This window comes from Parasutterella muris (genome assembly GCF_943193095.1).
In the GTDB taxonomy this organism is placed as follows: Bacteria; Pseudomonadota; Gammaproteobacteria; order Burkholderiales; family Burkholderiaceae_F; genus Parasutterella; species Parasutterella muris.
In genome coordinates, this window is sequence record NZ_CALPCV010000011.1 from 18,875 (window position 1) to 40,108 (window position 21,234).

Here is a 21,234-nt window from a genome sequence, read left to right on the forward strand (position 1 = left end):
CCCTATGCCGGGTAGTAATACAAACGAAAAGCCATGTGCTCGGGTGCCCCGGCACGTGGCTATTGTTATGGACGGCAACGGAAGATGGGCAAAAAAGCGTATGCTTCCGCGTCTTGTCGGACATCAAAAAGGGGTAGAGAGCGTTCGTCGTGTGCTGCAGGGCGCCGCGAAAGCCGGTGTCTGTCATCTTTCTCTGTTTGCCTTTTCCAGTGAGAATTGGAACCGACCGAAAGAGGAAGTGCAGGGCTTGATGAAGCTCTTTCTTTCGTCTTTGCGCAAGGAAATTGAATCGCTGCATAAATCCGGCGTTCGGATCCGATTTATCGGCGATTTGAGCGCTTTTTCCGCAGAACTGCGCAGAGAAATAGACGAAGCGGAGCGCAAAACTGAGAACAATAAAGCAATTACTCTGAATCTCTGTATTAATTACGGCGGCCGCTGGGAGATTTTAGAGGCGGCAAGAAAGATCAGGGACAGCGGCGCAGAGTTTACACAAGAGCAGCTGAGCGCAAATCTGCCAATGGCAGAGTCCGGTGATGTGGATCTTTTTATCCGCACCAGCGGAGAGATTCGGATCAGCAATTTTATGCTCTGGCAGCTTGCCTATAGTGAACTTTATTTCACAGACATCCTGTGGCCGGATTTTGGTGAAAAAGAATTTTCCGATGCTTTAGCTTGGTATGCAGGCAGAGAGAGACGTTTTGGCCAAACATCGGAACAAATTAAAGAATCGTCTCGAAAGGAATAGACGTATGCTTCTGCAAAGAGTCATTACAGCGGTTGTTTTGCTGATTATCGTGATCGGAGCCCTTCTTATTTCTCCGCTTGCGTTTACCGCTGTTGCCGCCGTCGCGATCGGATGCTGTTTTTGGGAGTGGCTGCGCCTGTGCCGCTGGAACTCCGCGCTTGCCGGAGTCTGCGGGGCATTAGCCGCTTGTTTCTTCTTTTATATTGAATATGCTTCTCCGGCCTTTCTTCAGGGGCTGCAGAGCGGTACCGGCCTGATGGTCATCACCTGTGCGGCGACGGTTCTTTGGGCTGTTATTACTTTGCTTGTCTTCACACGCAGAACAACGGGCTGGCAGGTAAAACCGATTTTCGGTTCAGTTCTGGCCTGGGTTATTCTGCCTGCGGCATGGTTCTCTCTGATGTACCTGTTCCGTTCAAAGGGACCGATCTACATGCTTTCGGTTTTAGCTATTGTGTGGGTTGCCGACATCGTGGCTTATTTCGGCGGCCGCGCAATGGGCGGACCGAAGATGGCTCAGGGGATCAGTCCGAAAAAGACTTGGTCGGGCGCGCTGACGGCGTTTGTCTGCGTGATTGCGCTTTCGTATGTCCTTTATTGGGCTCAGCCTTCTTTCCCGCTCTGGAGCAATTCGATTATTTCGGGCCTGGATATTTGGGCCTCCGACTTGGTGCTCTTTATTGCGGTTCTTTTTTCCATTGCCGGAGATTTGTTTGAGAGCGCGCTCAAGAGATCCGTCGGAATTAAGGACTCAAGCAATCTTCTGCCCGGTCACGGCGGCTTTTACGATCGCCTGGACGCCCAGATGAGCGTTCTGCCGTATTCTGTTTTTGTTCTTCTGTTTCTTCAAGGCTTCTAATCTGCGACCATGCAAAACGTAGCGATTCTCGGAGCGACGGGCTCCATTGGAAAAAGCACGCAGGGTGTGCTTGAGCTCTATCCTGACAAATTCCGTCTGTATGCGGTCACCGCGCACTCCCGCGTAAAAGAGCTCGCAGAGATTGCCAAGCGGTTTAATGTTTCTTTGGCGGTGACTTCGGATCCGTCGAAATTAGAAGCGCTGAAGGAAGCCCTGGCGGCGATCGGCTGCAATGCACGGGCTGAAGCAGGCGCCGAGGCGGTTGCTCGTCTAGCGGCCTCGCCGGAAGTTGATATTGTCGTAGGTGCCATTGTCGGCGCAGCTGGCATCGTTTCTACATTCCGCGCGGCGGAAGCCGGCAAGAAGCTTTTGCTGGCCAATAAGGAGAGTGTGGTCTGCGGCGGCAAACTTCTCATGGACACCGTTAAGCGGTGCGGTGCGACGCTGATGCCGGTGGACAGTGAACACAACGCGATCTTCCAGTGTCTTGTGGGCGAAACCGAACGTTCGCGTGAAAAAGCACGCATTATTCTGACCGCTTCAGGCGGTCCTTTCCGAACCAGAAAAGACCTTTCCGACGTGACGATCGAAGAGGCGACGCATCATCCGAATTGGTCGATGGGACGCAAAATTACGGTGGATTCCGCCACGCTGATGAATAAGGGGCTGGAAGTCATTGAAGCGCGCTGGCTGTTTGACTTTCCGCCTGAACGCATTGACGTGGTGGTTCATCCGCAGAGCATCATTCACTCAATGGTTGAATACGAGGACGGCGTTGTGATCGCTCAGATGGGCGCGCCGGATATGAAAAATACGATTGCTTACTCTTTAGCGTATCCGGATCGATTTACGGCAGGAGTGACCCCGTTAAAATTTTCTCAGATAAAAACATTGACTTTTGAAGACCCGGATTTAAATCGTTTCCCTCAGCTCGGCTATGCCTATGAAGCGCTTAAGATGGGCGGTTCGGCCAGTATTGTGCTTAATGCCGCCAATGAGATCGGTGTTGAGGCGTTTCTTGAGGGACGTATCGGCTTTACGGATATTGCCGTTTTGTGCCGCTCCATGATGTATGGTTTCCAGCCGCCGGCTCCGACAACTCTGGAGGAAATTCTTGAGACGGACAGACAGGCAAGAGAGCTGGCTCGGGCGTGGGCAGACGGATATTCCGAACATCGGAGAGATAAGAATTGACATTGATGACGACAGTAATCGCTTTTATTGTCACCATCGGAGTTTTGATCACTTTTCATGAGGCGGGCCACTATTTAGCGGCACGCCTTTGCGGTGTCAAAATTTTGAAATTTTCGATTGGTTTTGGCAAACCGCTTTTCTCATGGAAAAGAAAAAATGACCCGGACGGGACTGAGTGGTCCGTAGCGGCGCTTCCGCTCGGCGGATATGTCCGTATGCTTGACGAGCGGGATCCGGCCTGCCTGCCGATAAAACCGGAGGACGCGGACCGTACGTTCGGTTCCAAGTCGGTTTGGCAGAGATTTTTCATTGTGGCCGCAGGCCCGGCTGCGAATCTGATTTTAGCGGTACTGCTTTTTGCCGCAGTGTTTATGGTCGGCAGCGTACAGCCGCTTCCTGTAACTGCGGAACCTCCCGCCGGAACGCCGGCGGCCGAGATTGGTCTTCATCGCGGAGATCAGATCGTGAGGGTGGACGGTTCAGCCGTAAAGAGTTTTGCCGATCTTCGTTTCGAGCTGATTAACAAATTCGGCAAAGAAGTTCCTATTGAAGTGCATTCACCCAACGGAGCGGAGTTTGAGCGCACGCTGGATTTGAGAAATGTCGGTTTTGACTCTCTCAGCCAGGATGACGATCCGCTGACCCGTATCGGTCTGTCTTTGCAAGTCAGCCGTCCCATTATTACCGGATTTGTCGGAGATTCCGCTGCCAAAGAAGGCGGCCTGGAAGTTGGTGACGAAGTCATCAGCATTAATGGCAAAGCAGTTCCAATGCCCGCTGACCTGGTCGAAGCGGTTAAAAAGTCGCCCGGCATGCCGTTGGAATTTATCGTTGATCGCCAAGGGAAAGAGTTTAAATTCCGCGTAACACCTTCAGCACATCTTGAAGCCGACGGAGAAGAAGCCGGACGCATCGGGGCTTCCATTGGCGTGGATTACCCGAAAACAAAAGTTGCATACGGTTTTTTTGAAAGTTTGCTTCAAGGCGTACGTAAGACATGGGAGACGGCCTCAGTTTCTCTGAAAATGATCGGATTGATGTTTACCGGAGATGTTTCGGTAAAAAACATTTCCGGTCCGGTTTCTATCGCTGATTATGCCGGACAGTCCGTCCAGCTGGGCTTTATCCCGTTTTTATCCTTCCTTGCCGTCATCTCGGTAAGTTTAGGAATATTGAACTTACTACCGATTCCTATGTTGGACGGGGGCCATCTCCTGTATTATTCTCTCGAAATGATTAGAGGCAAGCCTGTATCCGAATCTTTTCAAAGTGCAGCCCAAAAAGTTGGGATTGCTGCTTTGTTAGGTTTGACTGTGCTCGCTCTTTTTAATGATTTGACGAGGCTTTTTTCATAGTTTTAAGAGAGCCGATTTTTATTAAGAATTTATGCCTTATCCTAAGAAAATTACGTTAGCCTGTCTGGGCGCGCTTATGGCAGCTCAAGTGTGGGCCCAAGGACATGTGATCAAAGACATTCGTCTTGAGGGTATTTCCAGAACAGAAGCCGGCACCGTCTTTTCGCATCTTCCTATTCGAGTTGGCGACACCTACACAGCTGAGCTCGGTGCCATGTCCTTGAGATCGCTTTATGCCTCCGGTATGTTCCAGGATGTTCAGCTTGATATGGACGGCAACGTTTTAGTGGTCCGTGTTCAGGAACGCCCGACGGTCGCAAACATCCATACCACCGGTATTGCGGAGTTCGATTCAAAAGGTGTTGAAAAATCGCTTAGATCGGTCGGACTTTCCGAAGGTTCTGTTTTTGACAGAGCGGTTTTGGATAGGGCTGTTCAGGAATTAAGAAGACAGTATTTGACCCGCGGAAGATATTCCGCGGAGGTCAAAACAACGGTGACTCCGGTTGAGCGCAACCGTGTACGCGTCAATATTGACGTTGATGAAGGAACGACTTCCAAGATTCAGCAGATTCGATTCGTCGGCAACAAGGTTTATTCCGAAGGTGACCTTCGCGACGAGATGCAGCTTGGTACGCCGAACTGGTTCTCCTGGTACACAAAACGCGACCAGTATTCAAGAGAAAAGCTGGAAGCTGACTTGGAAGCCATCCGTGCGCTTTACAACAACAACGGTTATCTGGATTTCAAGATTGACTCCACTCAGGTTTCCATCAGCCCGGACAAGTCCGGTATTTACGTCACCATTAACGTTGACGAAGGCAAGCGCTACAAGATTAAAGGCATTCGTCTGACCGGCGACATGCTCGGTCTGGAACCTGAGTTTGAAGAGCTGGTTGATATTAAACCGGGCAGCGTTTACAACGCTTCGGCCATTAATGCTCTGGGCAAAAAGTTCACCGATAAGCTTTCGACGGTTGGTTACGCCTTTGCAAGAGCCGTTCCGTCTCCGGTTGTCGATCCGGAAAATGACGACGAAGTCACGATTGTTTATACGATTGACCCGGGCAGACGCGTCTACGTTCGCAACGTGCTGATTTCCGGCAACACTCGCACGCAGGACGAAGTCATTCGCCGCGAAGTTCGTCAGTATGAAGCCAGCTGGTTTGACAGCGATAAAGTCGCGGTTTCGCGAGACCGTATCGACCGTCTCGGCTTCTTCGAAACCGTGACGGCTGAGCCGACTCCGGTAGCCGGTTCTCCTGACGAAGTGGATTTGAACGTGCATGTTAAAGAACGTCCGACCGGCAACATTTCCGTCGGTGCGGGCTACTCCACTTCCGAGGGTATTATTCTTTCGGGCGGATTCTCGCAGAACAATATTTTCGGCACCGGCAACTCTCTTTCTCTTGAAGTCAATACTTCCAAGAGCTCCAGAACCTATGCCGCAAACTTTACGCAGCCGTACATTACGACTTCCGGCATCAGCCAGTCGTTTGAAATTTACGACCGCCGCTTAGACCTGGATGAGTTGGAAATTACCGACGACGTTAAGTACGAAACTTACGGTGCCGGTGTGACATACGGTATTCCGATCACTGAAAACGATCAGATTTTCCTTGGCGGAAAATTTGAAATGACGGACGTGACGCTTGGAGCCAATGCGCCTCAGCGTTACCGTGAGTATGTTCATGACTTCGGTGACAAGCCGAAATCGGTCGCGCTGACATTGGGCTGGTCCAGAGACAGCCGAGACAATATTCTTGCTCCGACCAGAGGTCGTTATCAGCGCTTGTTCGGTGAAGTGTCCATGCCGGTTCTTGACCTGAGATACTACCGTGCAACGTATCAGTTCCAGCAGTTTGTGCCAATTACGAAGTCGATTACATTCGCGTTTAACACCGAGCTTGGCTACGGTGACGGCTATAACGGCAAAGAGTATCCGTTCTTCAAGAACTTCTACGGCGGCGGTATCGGTTCTGTCCGCGGCTACGAAACTTCATCTTTAGGTCCTCGTGATTCTGACGGCGATGCTTCCGGCGGTAACCGCAAACTGAACTTCTCGATTGAGCTTCTGACACCGATCCCCGGAGCAGATCGTACACTGCGTATGTTTACATTCCTTGACGGCGGCTGGGTCTGGGGCCGTAAAGCCAATTACTCCAGTGACGGTTCCCTTCTTGGGTACCAGAAGGACAGACTGGACCTCGGAGATTTGAGATACTCCGTGGGTGTCGGTTTAGCCTGGATTTCGCCGATGGGACCGCTTAAACTGAGTTTCGCGTTCCCGCTGAATAAGAAGAATTCCGACGAACTTGAAAGATTCCAATTCCAAATTGGTACAGGTTTCTAGTTAATTGTGGCACAATTAGAAAATTGTGTAGGAGATACATTCATGCAAAAAAAATGGTTGGCGGTTGCTCTTGCTTCCGCATTAGTTTGCTCTGCTTCGACAGCAGTCCTTGCAGACGAAGTTAAGATTGGAGTCGTTAACACAGAAGTTATTCTTCGTGATTCTCCTGCTGCACAGGCTGCAAGCAAGAAACTGGAAAGCGAATTTTCCAAACGCGACAAAGAGATCAACGCTGCCGGTCAGCGTTTGAAGAGCGATTTCGAACGTTTTGAAAAGAATGCTCCGACCATGACTGATCAGGAACGTCTGCGCAAACAGCGCGATCTTCAGGATCGTGACCGCGACTTCCAGCGTCGTCAGCGCGAACTGCGTGAAGACTTCAACCAGCGCAGAAACGAAGAACTTCAGAAGCTTCTTCGTCAGGCCAACACGGTCATCAAGAACATTGCTCAGCGTGAAAAGTATGATCTGATTCTTCAGGAAGCGATTTACGTCAATCCGAAGATTGATATTACAGATCAGGTCCTGAAAGAGCTGAAGTAATTTTCCTCATTACAACAAGCAGGCCCGGTGTCTGCTTGTTGTCTTAAGTGCGCAGTCCGCACCCATTGCGGCTTAAACTGACACCGGGTTTCAAAGAACAGATTTTTGTTCTCCGTGCAGTTAAGCTAAATTTTTTGCCACGGAGGCATAATCATGAACCAGCAGACAGAACCGCTCACACTGCTAGAGTTGGTGGATCGCATCAAAGAGAAGAGCAACGACACGCTCCTCAGCACGATCAGCGCCAACGGCGGTTCGGCAAAAATTCACTCTATTGCTCCGCTTGAGACAGCGGGATTCGGCGAAGTTGCATTTCTCGCCAACAGCAAATACCGAGATGCGGCCAGAGACAGTAAAGCGACCGCGTTAGTTCTTACCGAAGAAGATAAAAAGGCGATTTGGGGCGAAGACGAGCCCGAACGCATTCTGGTTGTCACACGCAATCCATACGCCTGGTTCGCCCTTGCGCTTCAAGTGATGTTCCCGCAGGTCAAAGCACAGCCGGGCATTGATGCAAGAGCGGTTGTCGAAGAGGGCGCTGAGATTGATGAATCCGCAACCGTCGAAGCCGGAGCCGTTATTCGCAAAGGCGCCAAGATCGGTGCCCGCTGCTTTATCGGGGCCAATTCCGTCATTGGAGAGGGTACGGTCATCGGCGAGGATTCGCATATTTATCCGAACGTCAATATTTATTATGGCTGCAAAATCGGCCCGCGCAATATTATTCATTCCGGCGCGGTTATCGGAGCTGACGGCTTCGGTTTTGCGCCGCTCGATCGCCGTTATGTCAAGATTCCTCAGATCGGCGCGGTAGAAACCGGAGAGGATGTTGAGATCGGCGCGAATACCTGTATTGACCGCGGCGCGCTTCTTAGTACGACGATTGGCAACGGCACCAAGATCGATGACCTGGTCATGATCGGTCACAACTGCAAAGTCGGCAACAATGTTGTTTTGTCGGGCCGTACGGGTCTTGCAGGCAGCACAACGATCGGCGACAACGTTCAGGCCGGCGGCGGCTCAGGCTTTGCCGGTCATTTGAAGGTCGCGGCCGGCTCAATTATCGGCGGCGGCGCGGGCGTTCCCGGCAATATTGATAAACCGGATTATTATGCAGGCTATATTCCTGCTATGCCGCACAAAGAGTTTTACAACATTCTTTCCGTTATCAAACGGCTTCCTGAAATTCGCCGTCAGCTTAAGCGCCTGTCGGCTAAGATTGATTCTTTAACTGAGAAATAATATGCAAGACATTAATGACATCATGAGGCTTCTGCCGCATCGTTATCCGTTCCTTCTGGTTGACCGCGTACTTGAGACCAACGGTGTGGATAAACTGATTGCCATTAAAAACGTGACGGTTAATGAGCCGCAGTTTACCGGTCACTTCCCGGGCGTTCCCGTAATGCCGGGTGTGCTGATTATTGAAGCGATGGCTCAGGCCTGCGCGATGCTCGCATTTGCGCGCATGGGCGGAGAGCGTGATCCGGAAAAGCTTTTCTATTTTGCGGCGATTGACAACGCTCGCTTCAAACGCGTTGTCATTCCCGGCGACCAGCTTCGCTTTGAATGTACTTTCCTTCGAGAAAAAGCCGGCATGATCAAGATGCACTGCGACGCGACTGTTGACGGTCAGCTTGCTGCCTGCGCCGACATGATGTGTTCTTACCGCACCCCTAAAAAGTAAAGGCTGAATATGGCTAATATTCATCCATCATCCATCGTAGATCCTGCTGCGAGAATTGCGGACGATGTTGTCATCGGTCCCTTCTGCACGATCGGCCCGAATGTGGAGATCGGCGCAGGCACGACGCTGCAGAGCCATATCGTCGTGACCGGCCATACGGTGATCGGAGAGCGCAATAAAATTTACGCGTTTGCCACCATCGGTATTGATCCCCAGGATAAAAAATACCGCAATGAGCCGACTCGCCTGGTGATCGGAAACGATAACGTCATTAGAGAGCACTGCACGCTCTCAACCGGAACGATTCAGGATCATTCACTCACGCAAATCGGCGACGGCAACCTTTTGATGGCGAACGTGCATATCGCGCATGACTGTGTGGTTGGCGACGGCACGATTATTGCCAACAATGTCGGACTTGCCGGTCACGTGCATGTCGGCAATGACGCAATCATCGGCGGTCAGTCCGGCGTACACCAGTTTGTGCGCATCGGGCGCGGAGCAATGCTCAGCGGCGGTTCGATGGTTCGTCAGGACATTATTCCTTACGGCATGTACCAAGGTTATCCTGCGGCTCCGTTCGGCATCAACGTAGAAGGCATGAAGCGCCATGCATATACTCACACGGCGATTCGCGCCGCTCGTCAGGCCTACCGTTTGATTTTCCGTGACGGCAATACGATTGCTGAGGCGGTCACTGCGATTAACGCTCTTGCGGACAGTATTGACGACGAACAGGCAAAGAAGGTATGCGCACTGATGCGTGACTTTATTGAGTCTTCACCGAGAGGGATTGCCCGCTAATGGAGAAACTCACATCCAACTCGATCGTATGGACCGCCGGAGAGAACAGCGGAGACTACTTGGCTTCGCGTGTTCTTCCTTCGCTTTCCGAGGCATTCCCGCAAATGACGATGGAGGGTATCGGCGGAGAAAGAATGGTCGCCGACGGTCTTCAGAGCTGGTACAGCGCGAGTGAACTCTCTGTGCGCGGCTATCTTGAAGTTGTGCGGCATTTGCCGAGAATTCTGAAGATTCGCCATGACGTGATACGCCGCACGCTCGAAAATCGACCTGCGGCATACATCGGCGTGGACGCGCCCGACTTTAATCTGGCGATTGAAGAAAAAGTGCGTTCAACCGGCATCCCGGTCATCCATATGGTTGCGCCGGCTGTTTGGGCGTGGCGTCCGCAGCGTATCCATCAGATTAAAAGGGCGGTTGATCACTTGCTGCTGGTATTTCCTTTTGAGGAAAAAATATTCCGCGAAGCCGGCATCAGCTGCACGTACATCGGTCATCCGCTTGCGGATTTAATTCCGATTGAACCTGACACGCTCGGTGCTCGTGAGAAGATCGGTTTAAAAACAGTCGGACCGGTGATCGCGATTCTTCCCGGAAGCCGTAAAGACGAGATCAAATGGTGTGCGCCTGAATTCTTCGGCGCGGCGGATTTGGTGCTTAAATCGGAACCCACGAGTCGTTTTGTGATTCCCGCGGCTGACGCTAAACGTAAAGAAGAGATTCTGAAGGTTTTGGATCAGTTCCCGGCGGTGAAAGAAGCGTCTTTAATTTTAGACGGGCAGTCTCACACGGCAATGGAAGCTTCGGACGCGATTTTGGTCGCAAGCGGAACAGCGACACTTGAGGCGGCGCTCTATAAGAAGCCGCTGGTTATCGGCTACAAGATGCCCGCGTTGTCGGCGATGCTGATCTTGTCCAAGGGACAGACAAAGTGGATCGGACTTCCGAATATTCTGGCGCAGAAATCCCTGGTCCCTGAGTGCGTTCAGATGTTCTGCTCTCCTGAAATCCTTTCCTCCCATCTTCTGCATGCGCTTGAGCCCAAGCGGCAGGAAGCTCTGAAAGCGATTTTTACCGACATTCATCATTCGCTGCTGCGTCCGACGGCCCAGCTGACAACAGAGGCGATTGAGAAGGTTCTGAAGCGCTGATGGATTATTTATTTGATTTTGAGCCGCAGGGGCTGGTCTGCGGGGTAGACGAGGCAGGCAGGGGTCCGCTTGCAGGACCTGTCGTGGCCGCGGCCGTTATACTTGACCCGAATAACCCGATCGAAGGTCTGCGCGATTCAAAAAAGCTGACTGCGCATGTCAGAGAGCGTCTCGCGGTAGAAATTCGGGAAAAAGCGATATGCTGGGGGATCGCGGAAGGTACCGTCGCAGAAATTGATTCTCTGAACATTCTTCAGGCGACGATGCTCGCAATGAGAAAAGCGGTGCTTCAGCTGACACATAAGCCCGATATCGTACTGGTGGACGGGAATCGCCTTCCGGAGCTGCCTTTTCGCGCGGAACCGATCGTTAAGGGTGACGATTTAATTCCGGCGATTTCCGCCGCCTCCATATTGGCGAAAACCTTCCGCGACGCGCAAATGAAAATTTTTGCGGAAATGTATCCGAGATACGGTTTTGAAAAGCATTCCGGATACGGAACGGAACTTCATCTTAAGATGCTCAATAAATGGGGCCCTTGTCCGATTCATCGGCTGACGTTCGGCCCGGTAGTGGAAGTGGCAAAACGTTTTGAGCGAAAAGCAGATCGATTAAAGAGGAAACAGCAGCGATGATAAGAGTGCGTGCAACAAGCGGAGCGAATGAATCTTTAAAACGAGCTAGACGTCTGCTTAAATATCCGAGACTTTGCCGTAGGACCGGCACAACCTTAGCAGAAGGTCTGCATCTGGCCGGCGAGCTCTGCAAGCATCCTGAATTAATTCGTACGATTTTTATCCGTGAGGGAGCGGACAGAAATCACGAGCTTCGAGCTGTTCTGGGAAAGCTTGAGCATTTGAACATTTATCTTTTGGAGCTGCCCGCAGCACATTTCGCTTCGATTTGTCCGGTGGAGAACGGTGCGGGTATTGTCTGTGAGATTTCTACTCCCGTGCCGCAGGAACAAGTCGGGCACGGGGATATTGTTTTTCTTGACGGAGTTTCCGATCCCGGCAATGCGGGCACGATTATTCGGCTTTCTCTTGCCGCCGGCGTGTCAACTATCGCGGTGTCGGATCAATGTGCCTACATTTGGAGTCCGAAAGTATTAAGAGCGGGGATGGGGGCTCACTTTTTCTGTCGATTTATTTTCGGAAAATCTCTGAAGTCGATCAAAGAGGAGAGCGGCAATCAGTGTTTGGTCGCTGACGCACGAGGCGGAAAAGATTTGTTTGCCGAGAACTGGGGCGAGAGGCCCACGATTTGGGTGTTTGGCAATGAAGGCGCCGGTGTTTCGCAGGACAGTCTGCAAAATTCCGACAAAACGCTTTTGATTCCGATTGACAGACGGGTCGAGAGCCTTAATGTGGCCTCGGCCGCGTCTGTCTGCTTATTTGAGCAGCGTCGCCGCAGGCTGCCGAAATCGGCTACATAGACATCATCGGATCCACGTTGACCTTGAGCTCGAGAAGGATTGTGGCCGAAATTTCCTCAATGGATTTTGTCGTGGAGGACAGGAATTTAATTCCTTCGTTATCCATCATTCTTTCCGCTTCGTACACTTCGTAGCGGCAGTTTTCTAATGACGCGTAGCGCGAATTCGGTCTCCTTTCGCTGCGGATCTGAGAGAGGCGTTCAGGAGCAATCGAGAGTCCGAAAATCTTTCCCTTGCAGTTTTCCAAAGCGGGCGGAAGTTCTCCGCGGTCAAAGTCCTCGGGAATAAGAGGATAGTTTGCGGCCTTGATGCCGTACTGCATGGCCAAATAAAGACTTGTCGGTGTTTTTCCGCTTCGCGATACGCCGACAAGGATGACATCGGCTTCCTCAAGGCCATTGTTAGTCTGTCCATCATCGTGAGAAAGCGTGTAATTAATAGCGTCGATACGGCGGTTGTAACGATCCTGATCTCCGATTTCATGACTCTTTCCGACGGAGTGGTCGCTCGGGACGCCGAGTTCACGCTCAAGCGGGCCGACGAAGGATCTGAACAGTTCAATAACGAAGGCGTTGCAGTATTCGTTGAATGTGGAAGCGAGAGAGCCGGCAACTAATGTTGAGAACACAATCGGGCGCACGCCGGTTTCTTTTTCGATTTCATTAATTCGAAGAGCGGCAGCCTTAGCTTTTTCGTCGGTATTGACGAACGGCATTCTAAAGCGCTGATATTTCAGGCCATGGAACTGTGCCAATACGGAGTTTGCCAGCGTTTCAGCCGTAATAGCGGTTGCATCCGATACAAAAAACACGGTACGCTGCTTCGGCTTTCCCTGATTATCGGTTCCGATAGAAGTCATAAATTGTTACCTGTTGATTAAATAAGGTGAATTGCAGTGAAAGACAAGCTAAAATTTAGCAAATTTTTTCTCACCATTTTGAGGTAAACATGACACAAGGACGTTTCGTCATTCCTTTCAGCCAGCTGCGCATGAGCGATGTTGACATCGTCGGTGGTAAAAACGCGTCGTTGGGCGAACTTTTAAGCCAGCTTACAGAAGCGGGCATTCGTGTTCCTGACGGTTTTGCTACAACTGCAGAGGCTTTCCGCGTTTTCCTGAAGGAAGGCGGTCTGGATAAGAGGATTGAAGAAAGACTTAAATCGCTGGATGTAGATGACGTCAAAGAGCTTGCAAAAGCCGGTGCAGAGATTCGCTCCTGGATTGAAGAGGCGCCTTTCCCCGCAAAGCTTGAACAGGAAATTCGCGAACATTATGAATGGCTGAAAGACGGTCAGGAAGAAATCTCCGTGGCCGTTCGCTCTTCTGCGACAGCCGAAGACCTTCCCGACGCATCTTTTGCCGGTCAGCAGGAAACCTTCCTGAACGTTGTCGGCATTGATCAGGTCTTTGCGAAGATGAAGGAAGTTTTTGCTTCTCTCTATAACGATCGCGCGATTTCCTATCGTGTTCACAAAGGCTTTGAGCACGCCGATGTGGCGCTTTCCGCAGGTGTTCAGCGTATGGTTCGCTCCGACAAGGGAGCCGCCGGCGTTATGTTTACGATGGATACAGAAAGCGGCTTTGATCAGGTTGTTTTCATTACCGCGAGCTACGGCCTTGGTGAAACAGTCGTTCAGGGTGCCGTGAACCCGGACGAATACTTTGTTCACAAACCGATCCTTGCTCAGGGCAAGTTCCCGGTTATCCGCAAAGTGCTCGGCAGCAAGAAGATCAAGATGGTCTTCGATCTGGACAAATCTTCCGGCCGCTCTGTCAAGGTTGAAGATGTTCCCGAAGCCGATCGCCGCAAGTTTGCTTTGAATGATGAAGAAATCACTCAGCTTGCTAAGTACGCTGTCATTATTGAAAAACACTACGGTCGTCCGATGGACATCGAGTGGGGCAAAGACGGAATCGACGGCAAGCTCTACATTCTGCAGGCTCGTCCGGAAACGGTTAAGAGCCGTCAGAAGAGCCAGGATGTTCAGCAGAAATTCGTTCTGTTGGAAAAAGGCGAAGTTCTTGTCACCGGCCGAGCGATCGGTCAGAAGATCGGCGCCGGTAAAGTTCGTATCGTGGCCGGCCCCGAACAGATGGATTTAGTTCAGGAAGGCGACATTCTCGTTACCGACATGACCGATCCTAACTGGGAACCGGTGATGAAGAAAGCGAGCGCGATTGTCACTAACCGCGGCGGTCGTACCTGCCACGCTGCGATTATTGCTCGTGAACTTGGTATTGCGGCGGTTGTCGGATGCGGCGATGCTACTGAAATCCTTAGAGACGGTCAGGAAGTCACTGTTTCCTGCGCCGAAGGCGACACCGGCAATATTTACAAAGGCCTGCTGCCCTTTGAAATTAAGGAAGTTCGTCAGGGTGAACTGCCTGAGATTCCGGTCAAGATCATGATGAACGTCGGCAACCCGCAGCTTGCTTTCGACTTCCAGGCGATCCCGAACAAGGGTGTCGGTCTGGCTCGTCTTGAATTCATCATCAACAACAATATCGGTATCCACCCGAAAGCCTGTCTTGACTACCCGAATCTTCCGGCCGATCTGAAAGAAGCCGTTGAAAACGCTTCTGCCGGTTACGAAAATCCACGAGAATTCTATAAAGACAAGATTGCTGAAGGTGTTGCGACAATTGCTGCCGCCTTCTATCCGAAGAAAGTCATCGTTCGTATGTCTGACTTCAAGAGCAATGAGTACAGAAAACTGATCGGCGGCAAGATTTATGAGCCGGAAGAAGAGAACCCCATGCTCGGTTTCCGCGGCGCCAGCCGTTATGTTTCTGAAGACTTCAAGGAATGCTTCGCAATGGAATGTGAAGCACTCAAGAAAGTTCGCGATGAAATGGGTCTGACCAATGTTGAAATCATGATCCCGTTCGTCAGAACCGTAAGAGAAGCCCGTGAAGTTAATGAGAAGCTGGCTGAACACGGTCTGAAACGCGGCGTTAACGGACTTCGTCTCAATATGATGTGCGAAATTCCGAGCAACGCTTTGCTGGCTGAAAGATTCCTCGAGTACTTCGACGGATTCTCCATCGGCTCCAACGACCTGACTCAGCTCACACTTGGTCTTGACCGTGACTCCGGTCTGATCGCGCACTTCTTTGATGAACGCGATGCGGCGGTTAAGGTACTGCTCTCCAAAGCGATCAAAGCCTGCCGTGAAAAAGGCGCTTATGTCGGCATCTGCGGACAGGGTCCTTCCGACCATCCGGACCTCGCTCAGTGGCTGATGGACGAGGGCATTGAGTCTATTTCCCTGAATCCGGACACAGTGCTTAATACATGGCGTCGTCTTGCGAAAGCCAAGAAATAAGCTTCATTATGCGTTAGGAAACCGCGGACAGTCCTAAAAAGATTGCCGCGGTTTTTCTATCCCATATAATGATCGAATAGATCTTGGATAACAAAGCAAAGGTTGTTGTGATGGGACTGTCCTATTTTTGGTTTGTTGCAGCCGCGATTATCGGCGCAATGGATTTGTACTTCGGAAACATCCTTCTTCTGGTCATTTCAGGAGCGGCTTTTATTACCGCGATTCTTTCATTCTTTTTGCCTTCGGTTTACTTTCAAGTTGCGATCTTTGCCGTTATTTCCTTACTGGTCATGATATTCATCGCGGCGCTTAATCGTTATCGGAGGACTGTTGACAATTATTCCGAATCTCTCCGCCGCCATGTCGGACGCAGTGTGACTGTCCACGAGTGGCGCAGCAATCGTTTCGCTACTGTCCAATATGACGGGCGACTGTGGGAAGCTGAAATCGCTTTTAACAACGAAGATTCGCTTAGAGCAGGAAAATACAGGATATGGAAAATTCTTCCCAATCGTCTGGTGCTGATCAAATGAACGCAGCTATTCCGGAGGGTGCTGATCTCCCGAGCTTAGATGATCCGCAGGAGGTCAACTATTTGCTTTACTCGCATGCGCTTGCTGCGGCCAATCGACTTTCAGAGGCGGCGCGCAAGCATGTATCCCGTCAGGAAGTGATTGATGTGGATAAAAAGGCGTCTGCCTTTTTAGCCTCTGCGCTTCTTGGAAAGAATCCGGCTTATGCGCCGGCGAAGGTGAACACTCCCGAGACGATCGAGCGGAGACTTCGCAGCGCTCTGTCAAATCGACTCTCTCAGGTCGGTTTAACCGAGCAGGATGTTGTTGATTCACGCGATTTTATGCAGGTTGCCATGTTCATGTTTACCAACGAGGTCCATGAACTCATTCAGGAGATTGAGAAGAATCCGGACACGATCGTAGAAGAAGGTCCGATCAAACTCAATGCGCTTCTTGGTAAATGGGTTCAGCTGATAACCAAGGAACATCTTGATGCCTAAGTGCTCTCTTAACTGTAACCGCGGCTGCGGTCACGATCACAGCTCAAAAGCGGAGCAACCGCCCTCCATTGTGGATATTGAAGTAGTTCGCCGAATTTTGTCTCAGGCGCTCGTTAACATGTTTAAGCGCTCCATTGCGTGTGTTCAGGGCGAGATTACCGAGGACGAACGGGTAGAAAAAGATCAGAAGCTTGTGGAGTGGCTGGGAGATACTTTCTGCGGTAAAAATCCCCATTTTGAAATCGGACCGGATGACTGGAATCCGGACGGTTTAGCTCAGTTTATCCGTATGACGGTGCAGGAGATCGCGGAAAAGACCGAAGAAGACACTCCTGAAGAAACCATTTATGAGACGGCTGCCTACTTCTGTGCGAAATCTTATTTAGTGCTGCGTGACACGTTCCAGGCGGGCTGGGAGATCGAAGACGCGAATAACCTGCCGCCGATGCTTCAGGAGTGGGTTGAAACCTGGACCATGCTTTTTGTCGGTGCGGTCGGCGATGATTTTGAATAAATCTCAAATCTAATGGAATGACAATATGAATAATTTTGAATACTGCAATCCCACTCATCTGATTTTCGGCAAAGGCAGAGAGAACGATATCGGTGCGATTCTTCTGAAAAAGCTTCAAGCCGGTGACACAGTACTTGTTGTTTACGGCGGTAAATCCGCAGAAAAAAGCGGACTGATTGACCGCGTTCGTCGCTCGCTTGAAGCTGCCGGGCTGTCTGCGGTCTTTAAAGGCGGCGTCACTCCGAATCCGCAGCTGGACTTAGTCCGCGACGGTATTGAAGCGGCGCGCGAGTGCGGCGCTCGTGCGGTTCTTGCGGTTGGCGGCGGCAGTGTCATTGATGCTTCCAAAGCCATCGCGATCGGCGTGCCGTATGTGGGAGACGTATGGGACTTCTTTGCCGCAGGCGTAAGCCCTAAAGAAGCGCTTCCGGTCGCCTGTGTGCTGACACTGCCTGCGGCAGGTTCCGAGCAGAGTATTCGTATTGTGATTTCCGGAGAAGGGCGCAAGCTTGGCGCCGGCTCTCCCGTTGTGAGACCTTTTGCCAGCGTCATTAATCCGGAAATTTTCTTTACGCTTCCGCAAAAACAGATTCGCGCGGGCGTTATTGACATGATGAGTCACATCATGGAGCGCTATTTCACGCTGACGGAAGGTACCGACTTTGTTGATGGGCAGGCCGAAGCGGCGATGAGAACGATCATGCGCAACGGTTTGAAGCTGATGAAAAACCATGAAGACTATGACGCATGGTGTCAAGTAAGTGTAGCGGGTTCTTTTGCGCATAACGGCTACTATGCGCTCGGCCAGACGGAAGACTGGGCTTCGCACGGGATGGAGCATGAACTCAGCGCCTGGGATACCTCCATTACGCATGGTGACGGACTGGCCGTTGTGATTCCGGCCTGGATGCGCTATGTGTATGATGTCAAGCCTTCAAGGTTCGCTCAGTTCGCGATCAATGTGATGGGCGAGGAAGCGGGCGCTGATGACAACGAGACCGCGCTCAAAGGCATTGAGGCGCTCAAGCGCTTCTATCGTGAAATGGGCGCGCCCGCGACGCTCTCCGATTTGGGCGCAGATAAGGCAGATTCCCGCGAACTTGCTGAAAAAGCGGTGCGTATCCCCGGTAAGCTCGGCGGGTTCAAGAAACTTTACGCTGAAGATATCGCAAAGATTTACGACATGATGCGCTAAAGAGAAGAGCCCGGGTTCCGGGCTCTCAATTTTTACGGTTTTGTTTTTAGCTCAAGCGTTTTCGTCTGACTGTGGCCGAAATGTTTTTCCCAGTTCTTTCGATAGGCTTGATTTAATCCTGCAGAACGCAGTACGAGAAGATTTTCTCCGTTGGACTGTTCAGCCGCCTCGACAAAGTTAAAACTTCCGGTAATGACGATGTCGGAGTCGATGATAATAATTTTGTCATGCGCGGTTCGATGGGTCGTGTCAATATAAGTCGGCACCGAGTTCTCGCACAGCATCGGCACAGTCGTTCTCTTCTTTGCAAGCATCTTCTGATCGATGATGATCCTGACATCAACGCCTCTCTTATAGGCGCGGATCAGGGCTTCAGTGATCGCTTTATTAGAGAACAGGTAGGCCTGCATCAGCACTTGCTTCTGCGCATGATCGACCGCCTCAACAACGGCTTGCTGAGCTCCCCCTTGGGGAGAGAAAAAGACCTGCACGTCGGCCGGATAGGACTCAGCGGCCAGGGCAGGCTGAATGGCTGCCGTCGAAAGGACAGCCGCCAAAATACTGATGCAAAGTTTGTTCATTTAATATCTCTACTAACGGTTACGAGTTTTTAGCAAACGCTCCTGTTGACGTTTCCATTCCTTTTTACTCGCATCCTGGCGTTTTTCGTAGAGTTTTTTACCCTTTCCGAGTCCGATTTCAAGTTTGACGCGGCCGTCCTTGAAGTGCATATCTAAAGGTATAAGCGTATAGCCGGCCTGTTCAACTCTTCCGATAAGACGCATGATCTCATGCTTATGCATCAGCAGCTTGCGGGTGCGTGTCGGATCCACTTTTTCGTGTGTGCTTGCTGTTTTCAGCGGAGTGATATTCGCGTTCAAAAGGAAGAGTTCTCCGTCTCGGACGAAGATATGTGATTCCTTGATTGAAGCGCCTCCGGCGCGGATGGATTTAACTTCCCAGCCGCGAAGGACAAGACCGGCTTCAAATTTGTCTTCGATGGTGTAATCGAATCGAGCTTTTTTGTTTTGAATGATAGCCACGGCGGCATCTCCTAAAAACAATAGAATCAATATCAGAAAACGAATTTTAACCCGTGTAGAATTTCCGAAACTTATCTGAAACGGAAATGGGGGACTTATCGTTGAAAGTATCTCTGGCTGTTCAAACAAAACAGGGACTGAAGAAGTCAGAACTGGAAGTCCCTGCAGGTGCGTCAGTTTCTCAGGCACTTGCGTTGGGAAATGTTCAGATCAGTGACGAAAATGGTGTGAGTATTTTCGGTTTGAGGTGCAAAGCCGATACCCTGCTTTCCGAGGGCGACCGTATTGAAGTCGCCCTTGCGCTTATTATTGATCCCAAAGAAGCCAGACGGCTCAGAGCCGAGCAGAAGAGCGCTTCCATTCAGCGCGGGAGGAAACACGCTTCAGATAAATAACAGGCTTTGTAAGTAAAAATCGCTATAGATTTTTTTATAAATAACGTAAAAGCGGTATCCAAATTTCTTTATAATTCATTTTTGTGCTTAGAGGTTCCAAATGAGACTCCTTCAAAAGGCTTTAACCTTTGACGACGTTCTTCTCGTACCTGCATATTCCAATGTACTTCCCCGCGAGACCGTCCTTACCACACAGTTCACCAGAGACATCAAACTTAATCTTCCGCTTTGTTCCGCAGCCATGGATACGGTTACGGAAGCCAATCTTGCGATTGCTTTAGCTCAGGAAGGCGGAATCGGCATTATTCATAAAAATATGACTTCAAAGGCTCAGGCCGCTGAAGTTGCCAAAGTTAAACGTCATGAAGCCGGCATGGTTTCCGATCCGATTACGATCGGCCCGGATATGATTGTTGCGGACGTTCTCAGACTGACACGCGAGCATCACATTTCCGGTCTGCCTGTCGTAGACGGCACCAAAGTTCTCGGTATGGTGACCAACCGCGACCTTCGTTTTGAAGACCGTATGGAAGCCAAGATCAGCGAAATCATGACTCCGGCAGACCGCCTGATCACGATGAAAGAGGGCGGCACTTTGGAAGACGCTAAGAAGCTGATGCATCATCACCGTCTGGAGCGAGTTCTGGTTGTCGACGATGACTTCAACCTGAAAGGCCTGATGACTGTTAAAGACATCACCAAAGCGACCGAACATCCCTATGCAGCCAAAGACAAACACGGCAAGCTGCTTGCCGGTGCTGCTGTCGGCGTAGGCGCCGGCACAGAGGAGCGTGTCGAGCTGCTGGTGGATGCCGGTGTTGACGTTCTCGTTGTTGACACTGCCCACGGTCATTCTCAGGGTGTTCTTGATCGCGTTCAGTGGGTTAAGAAACATTATCCGCAGATTCAGGTTATCGGCGGCAATATTGCGACAGCTGCCGCTGCGCTCGCGCTGGTTGAACACGGTGCTGACGCGGTCAAGGTCGGTATCGGACCGGGCTCCATCTGCACAACACGTGTGGTCGCCGGTGTCGGTGTTCCTCAGATTACCGCTATTTCCAACGTTGCCGAAGCCCTTAAGGATTCCGGCGTTCCTCTGATTGCTGACGGCGGTGTTCGCTTCTCCGGCGACGTAGCCAAAGCGATCGCGGCCGGCGCCAACTCCGTCATGATGGGCGGCATGTTTGCCGGCACTGACGAAGCTCCCGGTGAAATTATTCTGTATCAGGGCCGCTCTTATAAGAGCTACCGCGGCATGGGTTCTCTCGGTGCCATGGGCAAGGGTTCTGCCGACCGCTACTTCCAGGACAACAACAACGGCAATGTTGATAAGTTTGTTCCTGAGGGTATCGAAGGTATGGTTCCGTATAAAGGATCTGTTCTTGCGATCATTTATCAGCTTGCCGGCGGTCTTCGTTCCTCCATGGGCTACTGCGGCTGCAGAACTATTGACGAAATGCGCACGAAAGCGGCCTTCGTTGAAATTACTTCCGCGGGCTGGAGAGAGTCTCACGTTCATGACGTGAAGATTACGAAGGAAGCTCCGAACTACAGATTGGAACATTAATTTCTTTCATAACATGAAGTGCTAACAAAAGTCGGTTCAGAGGATTTAA

Annotated in this window: 22 protein-coding genes; 19 read left to right on the forward strand and 3 right to left on the reverse strand. The window is 51.0% G+C overall.

The features are described from left to right. Positions 1-4: 4 nt before the first annotated feature. The 12 genes from uppS to NFR90_RS05545 all read left to right on the forward strand — a co-directional run bounded on the left by uppS (position 5) and on the right by NFR90_RS05545 (position 12,129). Positions 5-748: a polyprenyl diphosphate synthase gene (gene uppS, locus NFR90_RS05490; protein ID WP_160334130.1), complete on the forward strand. Its 744-nt coding sequence runs from the start codon at positions 5-7 to the stop codon at positions 746-748. Positions 749-752: 4 nt separating this feature from the next. Further along, a complete protein-coding gene (locus NFR90_RS05495) occupies positions 753-1,607 on the forward strand; it encodes a phosphatidate cytidylyltransferase (protein ID WP_160334129.1) in 855 nt (284 codons plus the stop codon). 9 nt (positions 1,608-1,616) lie between these two features. After that, the gene (locus NFR90_RS05500) at positions 1,617-2,801 is read left to right on the forward strand and encodes a 1-deoxy-D-xylulose-5-phosphate reductoisomerase (RefSeq protein ID WP_251451301.1); all 1,185 of its coding nucleotides are present in this window, start codon (positions 1,617-1,619) and stop codon (positions 2,799-2,801) included. Between the two features lie 5 nt (positions 2,802-2,806). Beyond that, a complete protein-coding gene (gene rseP, locus NFR90_RS05505) occupies positions 2,807-4,156 on the forward strand; it encodes an RIP metalloprotease RseP (protein WP_160334127.1) in 1,350 nt (449 codons plus the stop codon). A 31-nt stretch (positions 4,157-4,187) separates the two neighbouring features. Beyond that, entirely contained in the window at positions 4,188-6,509 is a 2,322-nt protein-coding gene (gene bamA, locus NFR90_RS05510; RefSeq protein ID WP_160334126.1) for an outer membrane protein assembly factor BamA, read from the forward strand. Between the two features lie 42 nt (positions 6,510-6,551). Next, on the forward strand, positions 6,552-7,052 hold the full coding sequence (locus tag NFR90_RS05515; protein ID WP_160334125.1) for an OmpH/Skp family outer membrane protein: 501 nt from the start codon (positions 6,552-6,554) through the stop codon (positions 7,050-7,052). 153 nt (positions 7,053-7,205) lie between these two features. Continuing rightward, positions 7,206-8,294: a UDP-3-O-(3-hydroxymyristoyl)glucosamine N-acyltransferase gene (gene lpxD / locus NFR90_RS05520; RefSeq protein ID WP_251451304.1), complete on the forward strand. Its 1,089-nt coding sequence runs from the start codon at positions 7,206-7,208 to the stop codon at positions 8,292-8,294. Position 8,295: 1 nt separating this feature from the next. Then, positions 8,296-8,739, forward strand: coding sequence for a 3-hydroxyacyl-ACP dehydratase FabZ (gene fabZ, locus NFR90_RS05525; RefSeq protein WP_160334123.1), 444 nt, complete (start codon positions 8,296-8,298; stop codon positions 8,737-8,739). Positions 8,740-8,748: 9 nt separating this feature from the next. Then, positions 8,749-9,543, forward strand: coding sequence for an acyl-ACP--UDP-N-acetylglucosamine O-acyltransferase (gene lpxA, locus NFR90_RS05530; protein ID WP_251451306.1), 795 nt, complete (start codon positions 8,749-8,751; stop codon positions 9,541-9,543). Further along, positions 9,543-10,694 carry a lipid-A-disaccharide synthase gene (gene lpxB, locus NFR90_RS05535; protein ID WP_251451308.1) on the forward strand — a complete coding sequence of 384 codons (1,152 nt, stop codon included), beginning with the start codon at positions 9,543-9,545 and terminating at the stop codon, positions 10,692-10,694. Before lpxA ends, lpxB begins: the two co-directional genes overlap by 1 nt. Next, a complete protein-coding gene (gene rnhB, locus NFR90_RS05540; RefSeq protein ID WP_160334120.1) occupies positions 10,694-11,329 on the forward strand; it encodes a ribonuclease HII in 636 nt (211 codons plus the stop codon). The genes lpxB and rnhB overlap by 1 nt, the downstream gene beginning before the upstream one ends. Further along, positions 11,326-12,129, forward strand: a complete 804-nt coding sequence (locus NFR90_RS05545) for a TrmH family RNA methyltransferase (protein ID WP_251451310.1) — start codon at positions 11,326-11,328, stop codon at positions 12,127-12,129. The genes rnhB and NFR90_RS05545 overlap by 4 nt, the downstream gene beginning before the upstream one ends. Here the strand turns inward: NFR90_RS05545 and ppsR are convergent. After that, entirely contained in the window at positions 12,122-12,988 is an 867-nt protein-coding gene (gene ppsR, locus NFR90_RS05550; RefSeq protein WP_251451313.1) for a posphoenolpyruvate synthetase regulatory kinase/phosphorylase PpsR, read from the reverse strand. The genes NFR90_RS05545 and ppsR overlap by 8 nt on opposite strands. An 89-nt stretch (positions 12,989-13,077) precedes the next feature. On the opposite strand from ppsR, the gene ppsA reads away from it, so the two are divergent. The 5 genes from ppsA (at position 13,078) to NFR90_RS05575 (ending at position 18,180) form a co-directional block, all read left to right on the forward strand. Further along, on the forward strand, positions 13,078-15,456 hold the full coding sequence (gene ppsA / locus NFR90_RS05555) for a phosphoenolpyruvate synthase (RefSeq protein ID WP_160334117.1): 2,379 nt from the start codon (positions 13,078-13,080) through the stop codon (positions 15,454-15,456). A gap of 83 nt (positions 15,457-15,539) precedes the next feature. Further along, positions 15,540-15,989 (forward strand): NfeD family protein, encoded by a 450-nt coding sequence (locus NFR90_RS05560; RefSeq protein WP_251451315.1) that lies wholly within the window; start codon positions 15,540-15,542, stop codon positions 15,987-15,989. Beyond that, complete coding sequence (locus tag NFR90_RS05565; RefSeq protein ID WP_251451317.1) at positions 15,986-16,471, forward strand: hypothetical protein; 486 nt, start codon at positions 15,986-15,988, stop codon at positions 16,469-16,471. The genes NFR90_RS05560 and NFR90_RS05565 overlap by 4 nt, the downstream gene beginning before the upstream one ends. Next, positions 16,464-16,985: a hypothetical protein gene (locus tag NFR90_RS05570; protein WP_251451319.1), complete on the forward strand. Its 522-nt coding sequence runs from the start codon at positions 16,464-16,466 to the stop codon at positions 16,983-16,985. The genes NFR90_RS05565 and NFR90_RS05570 overlap by 8 nt, the downstream gene beginning before the upstream one ends. Positions 16,986-17,010: 25 nt before the next feature. Further along, on the forward strand, positions 17,011-18,180 hold the full coding sequence (locus NFR90_RS05575; RefSeq protein WP_251451321.1) for an iron-containing alcohol dehydrogenase: 1,170 nt from the start codon (positions 17,011-17,013) through the stop codon (positions 18,178-18,180). A 32-nt stretch (positions 18,181-18,212) separates the two neighbouring features. Here NFR90_RS05575 and NFR90_RS05580 read toward each other — a convergent pair whose 3' ends face one another. Together NFR90_RS05580 and smpB are read right to left on the reverse strand one after the other, a co-directional pair. Next, positions 18,213-18,761, reverse strand: coding sequence for a phospholipase D-like domain-containing protein (locus tag NFR90_RS05580; RefSeq protein ID WP_251451323.1), 549 nt, complete (start codon positions 18,759-18,761; stop codon positions 18,213-18,215). A gap of 12 nt (positions 18,762-18,773) precedes the next feature. Beyond that, positions 18,774-19,223, reverse strand: a complete 450-nt coding sequence (gene smpB, locus NFR90_RS05585; RefSeq protein ID WP_251451325.1) for an SsrA-binding protein SmpB — start codon at positions 19,221-19,223, stop codon at positions 18,774-18,776. 86 nt (positions 19,224-19,309) lie between these two features. On the opposite strand from smpB, the gene NFR90_RS05590 reads away from it, so the two are divergent. Both NFR90_RS05590 and guaB read left to right on the forward strand, forming a co-directional pair. Beyond that, entirely contained in the window at positions 19,310-19,618 is a 309-nt protein-coding gene (locus NFR90_RS05590) for an RnfH family protein (protein ID WP_251451327.1), read from the forward strand. 100 nt (positions 19,619-19,718) lie between these two features. Next, the gene (gene guaB / locus NFR90_RS05595) at positions 19,719-21,185 is read left to right on the forward strand and encodes an IMP dehydrogenase (protein ID WP_160334110.1); all 1,467 of its coding nucleotides are present in this window, start codon (positions 19,719-19,721) and stop codon (positions 21,183-21,185) included. Positions 21,186-21,234: the final 49 nt, after the last annotated feature.

Excerpts from the sequence above, each read along its gene's own strand:
- uppS (WP_160334130.1), top strand. The coding sequence starts at position 5 with ATGCCGGGTAGTAATACAAACGAAAAGCCATGTGCTCGGGTGCCCCGG.
- NFR90_RS05495 (WP_160334129.1), top strand. The coding sequence starts at position 753 with ATGCTTCTGCAAAGAGTCATTACAGCGGTTGTTTTGCTGATTATCGTG.
- NFR90_RS05500 (WP_251451301.1), top strand. The coding sequence starts at position 1,617 with ATGCAAAACGTAGCGATTCTCGGAGCGACGGGCTCCATTGGAAAAAGC.
- rseP (WP_160334127.1), top strand. The coding sequence starts at position 2,807 with ATGACGACAGTAATCGCTTTTATTGTCACCATCGGAGTTTTGATCACT.
- bamA (WP_160334126.1), top strand. The coding sequence starts at position 4,188 with ATGCCTTATCCTAAGAAAATTACGTTAGCCTGTCTGGGCGCGCTTATG.
- NFR90_RS05515 (WP_160334125.1), top strand. The coding sequence starts at position 6,552 with ATGCAAAAAAAATGGTTGGCGGTTGCTCTTGCTTCCGCATTAGTTTGC.
- lpxD (WP_251451304.1), top strand. The coding sequence starts at position 7,206 with ATGAACCAGCAGACAGAACCGCTCACACTGCTAGAGTTGGTGGATCGC.
- fabZ (WP_160334123.1), top strand. The coding sequence starts at position 8,296 with ATGCAAGACATTAATGACATCATGAGGCTTCTGCCGCATCGTTATCCG.
- lpxA (WP_251451306.1), top strand. The coding sequence starts at position 8,749 with ATGGCTAATATTCATCCATCATCCATCGTAGATCCTGCTGCGAGAATT.
- lpxB (WP_251451308.1), top strand. The coding sequence starts at position 9,543 with ATGGAGAAACTCACATCCAACTCGATCGTATGGACCGCCGGAGAGAAC.
- rnhB (WP_160334120.1), top strand. The coding sequence starts at position 10,694 with ATGGATTATTTATTTGATTTTGAGCCGCAGGGGCTGGTCTGCGGGGTA.
- NFR90_RS05545 (WP_251451310.1), top strand. The coding sequence starts at position 11,326 with ATGATAAGAGTGCGTGCAACAAGCGGAGCGAATGAATCTTTAAAACGA.
- ppsR (WP_251451313.1), bottom strand. The coding sequence starts at position 12,988 with ATGACTTCTATCGGAACCGATAATCAGGGAAAGCCGAAGCAGCGTACC.
- ppsA (WP_160334117.1), top strand. The coding sequence starts at position 13,078 with ATGACACAAGGACGTTTCGTCATTCCTTTCAGCCAGCTGCGCATGAGC.
- NFR90_RS05565 (WP_251451317.1), top strand. The coding sequence starts at position 15,986 with ATGAACGCAGCTATTCCGGAGGGTGCTGATCTCCCGAGCTTAGATGAT.
- NFR90_RS05570 (WP_251451319.1), top strand. The coding sequence starts at position 16,464 with ATGCCTAAGTGCTCTCTTAACTGTAACCGCGGCTGCGGTCACGATCAC.
- NFR90_RS05575 (WP_251451321.1), top strand. The coding sequence starts at position 17,011 with ATGAATAATTTTGAATACTGCAATCCCACTCATCTGATTTTCGGCAAA.
- NFR90_RS05580 (WP_251451323.1), bottom strand. The coding sequence starts at position 18,761 with ATGAACAAACTTTGCATCAGTATTTTGGCGGCTGTCCTTTCGACGGCA.
- NFR90_RS05590 (WP_251451327.1), top strand. The coding sequence starts at position 19,310 with ATGGGGGACTTATCGTTGAAAGTATCTCTGGCTGTTCAAACAAAACAG.
- guaB (WP_160334110.1), top strand. The coding sequence starts at position 19,719 with ATGAGACTCCTTCAAAAGGCTTTAACCTTTGACGACGTTCTTCTCGTA.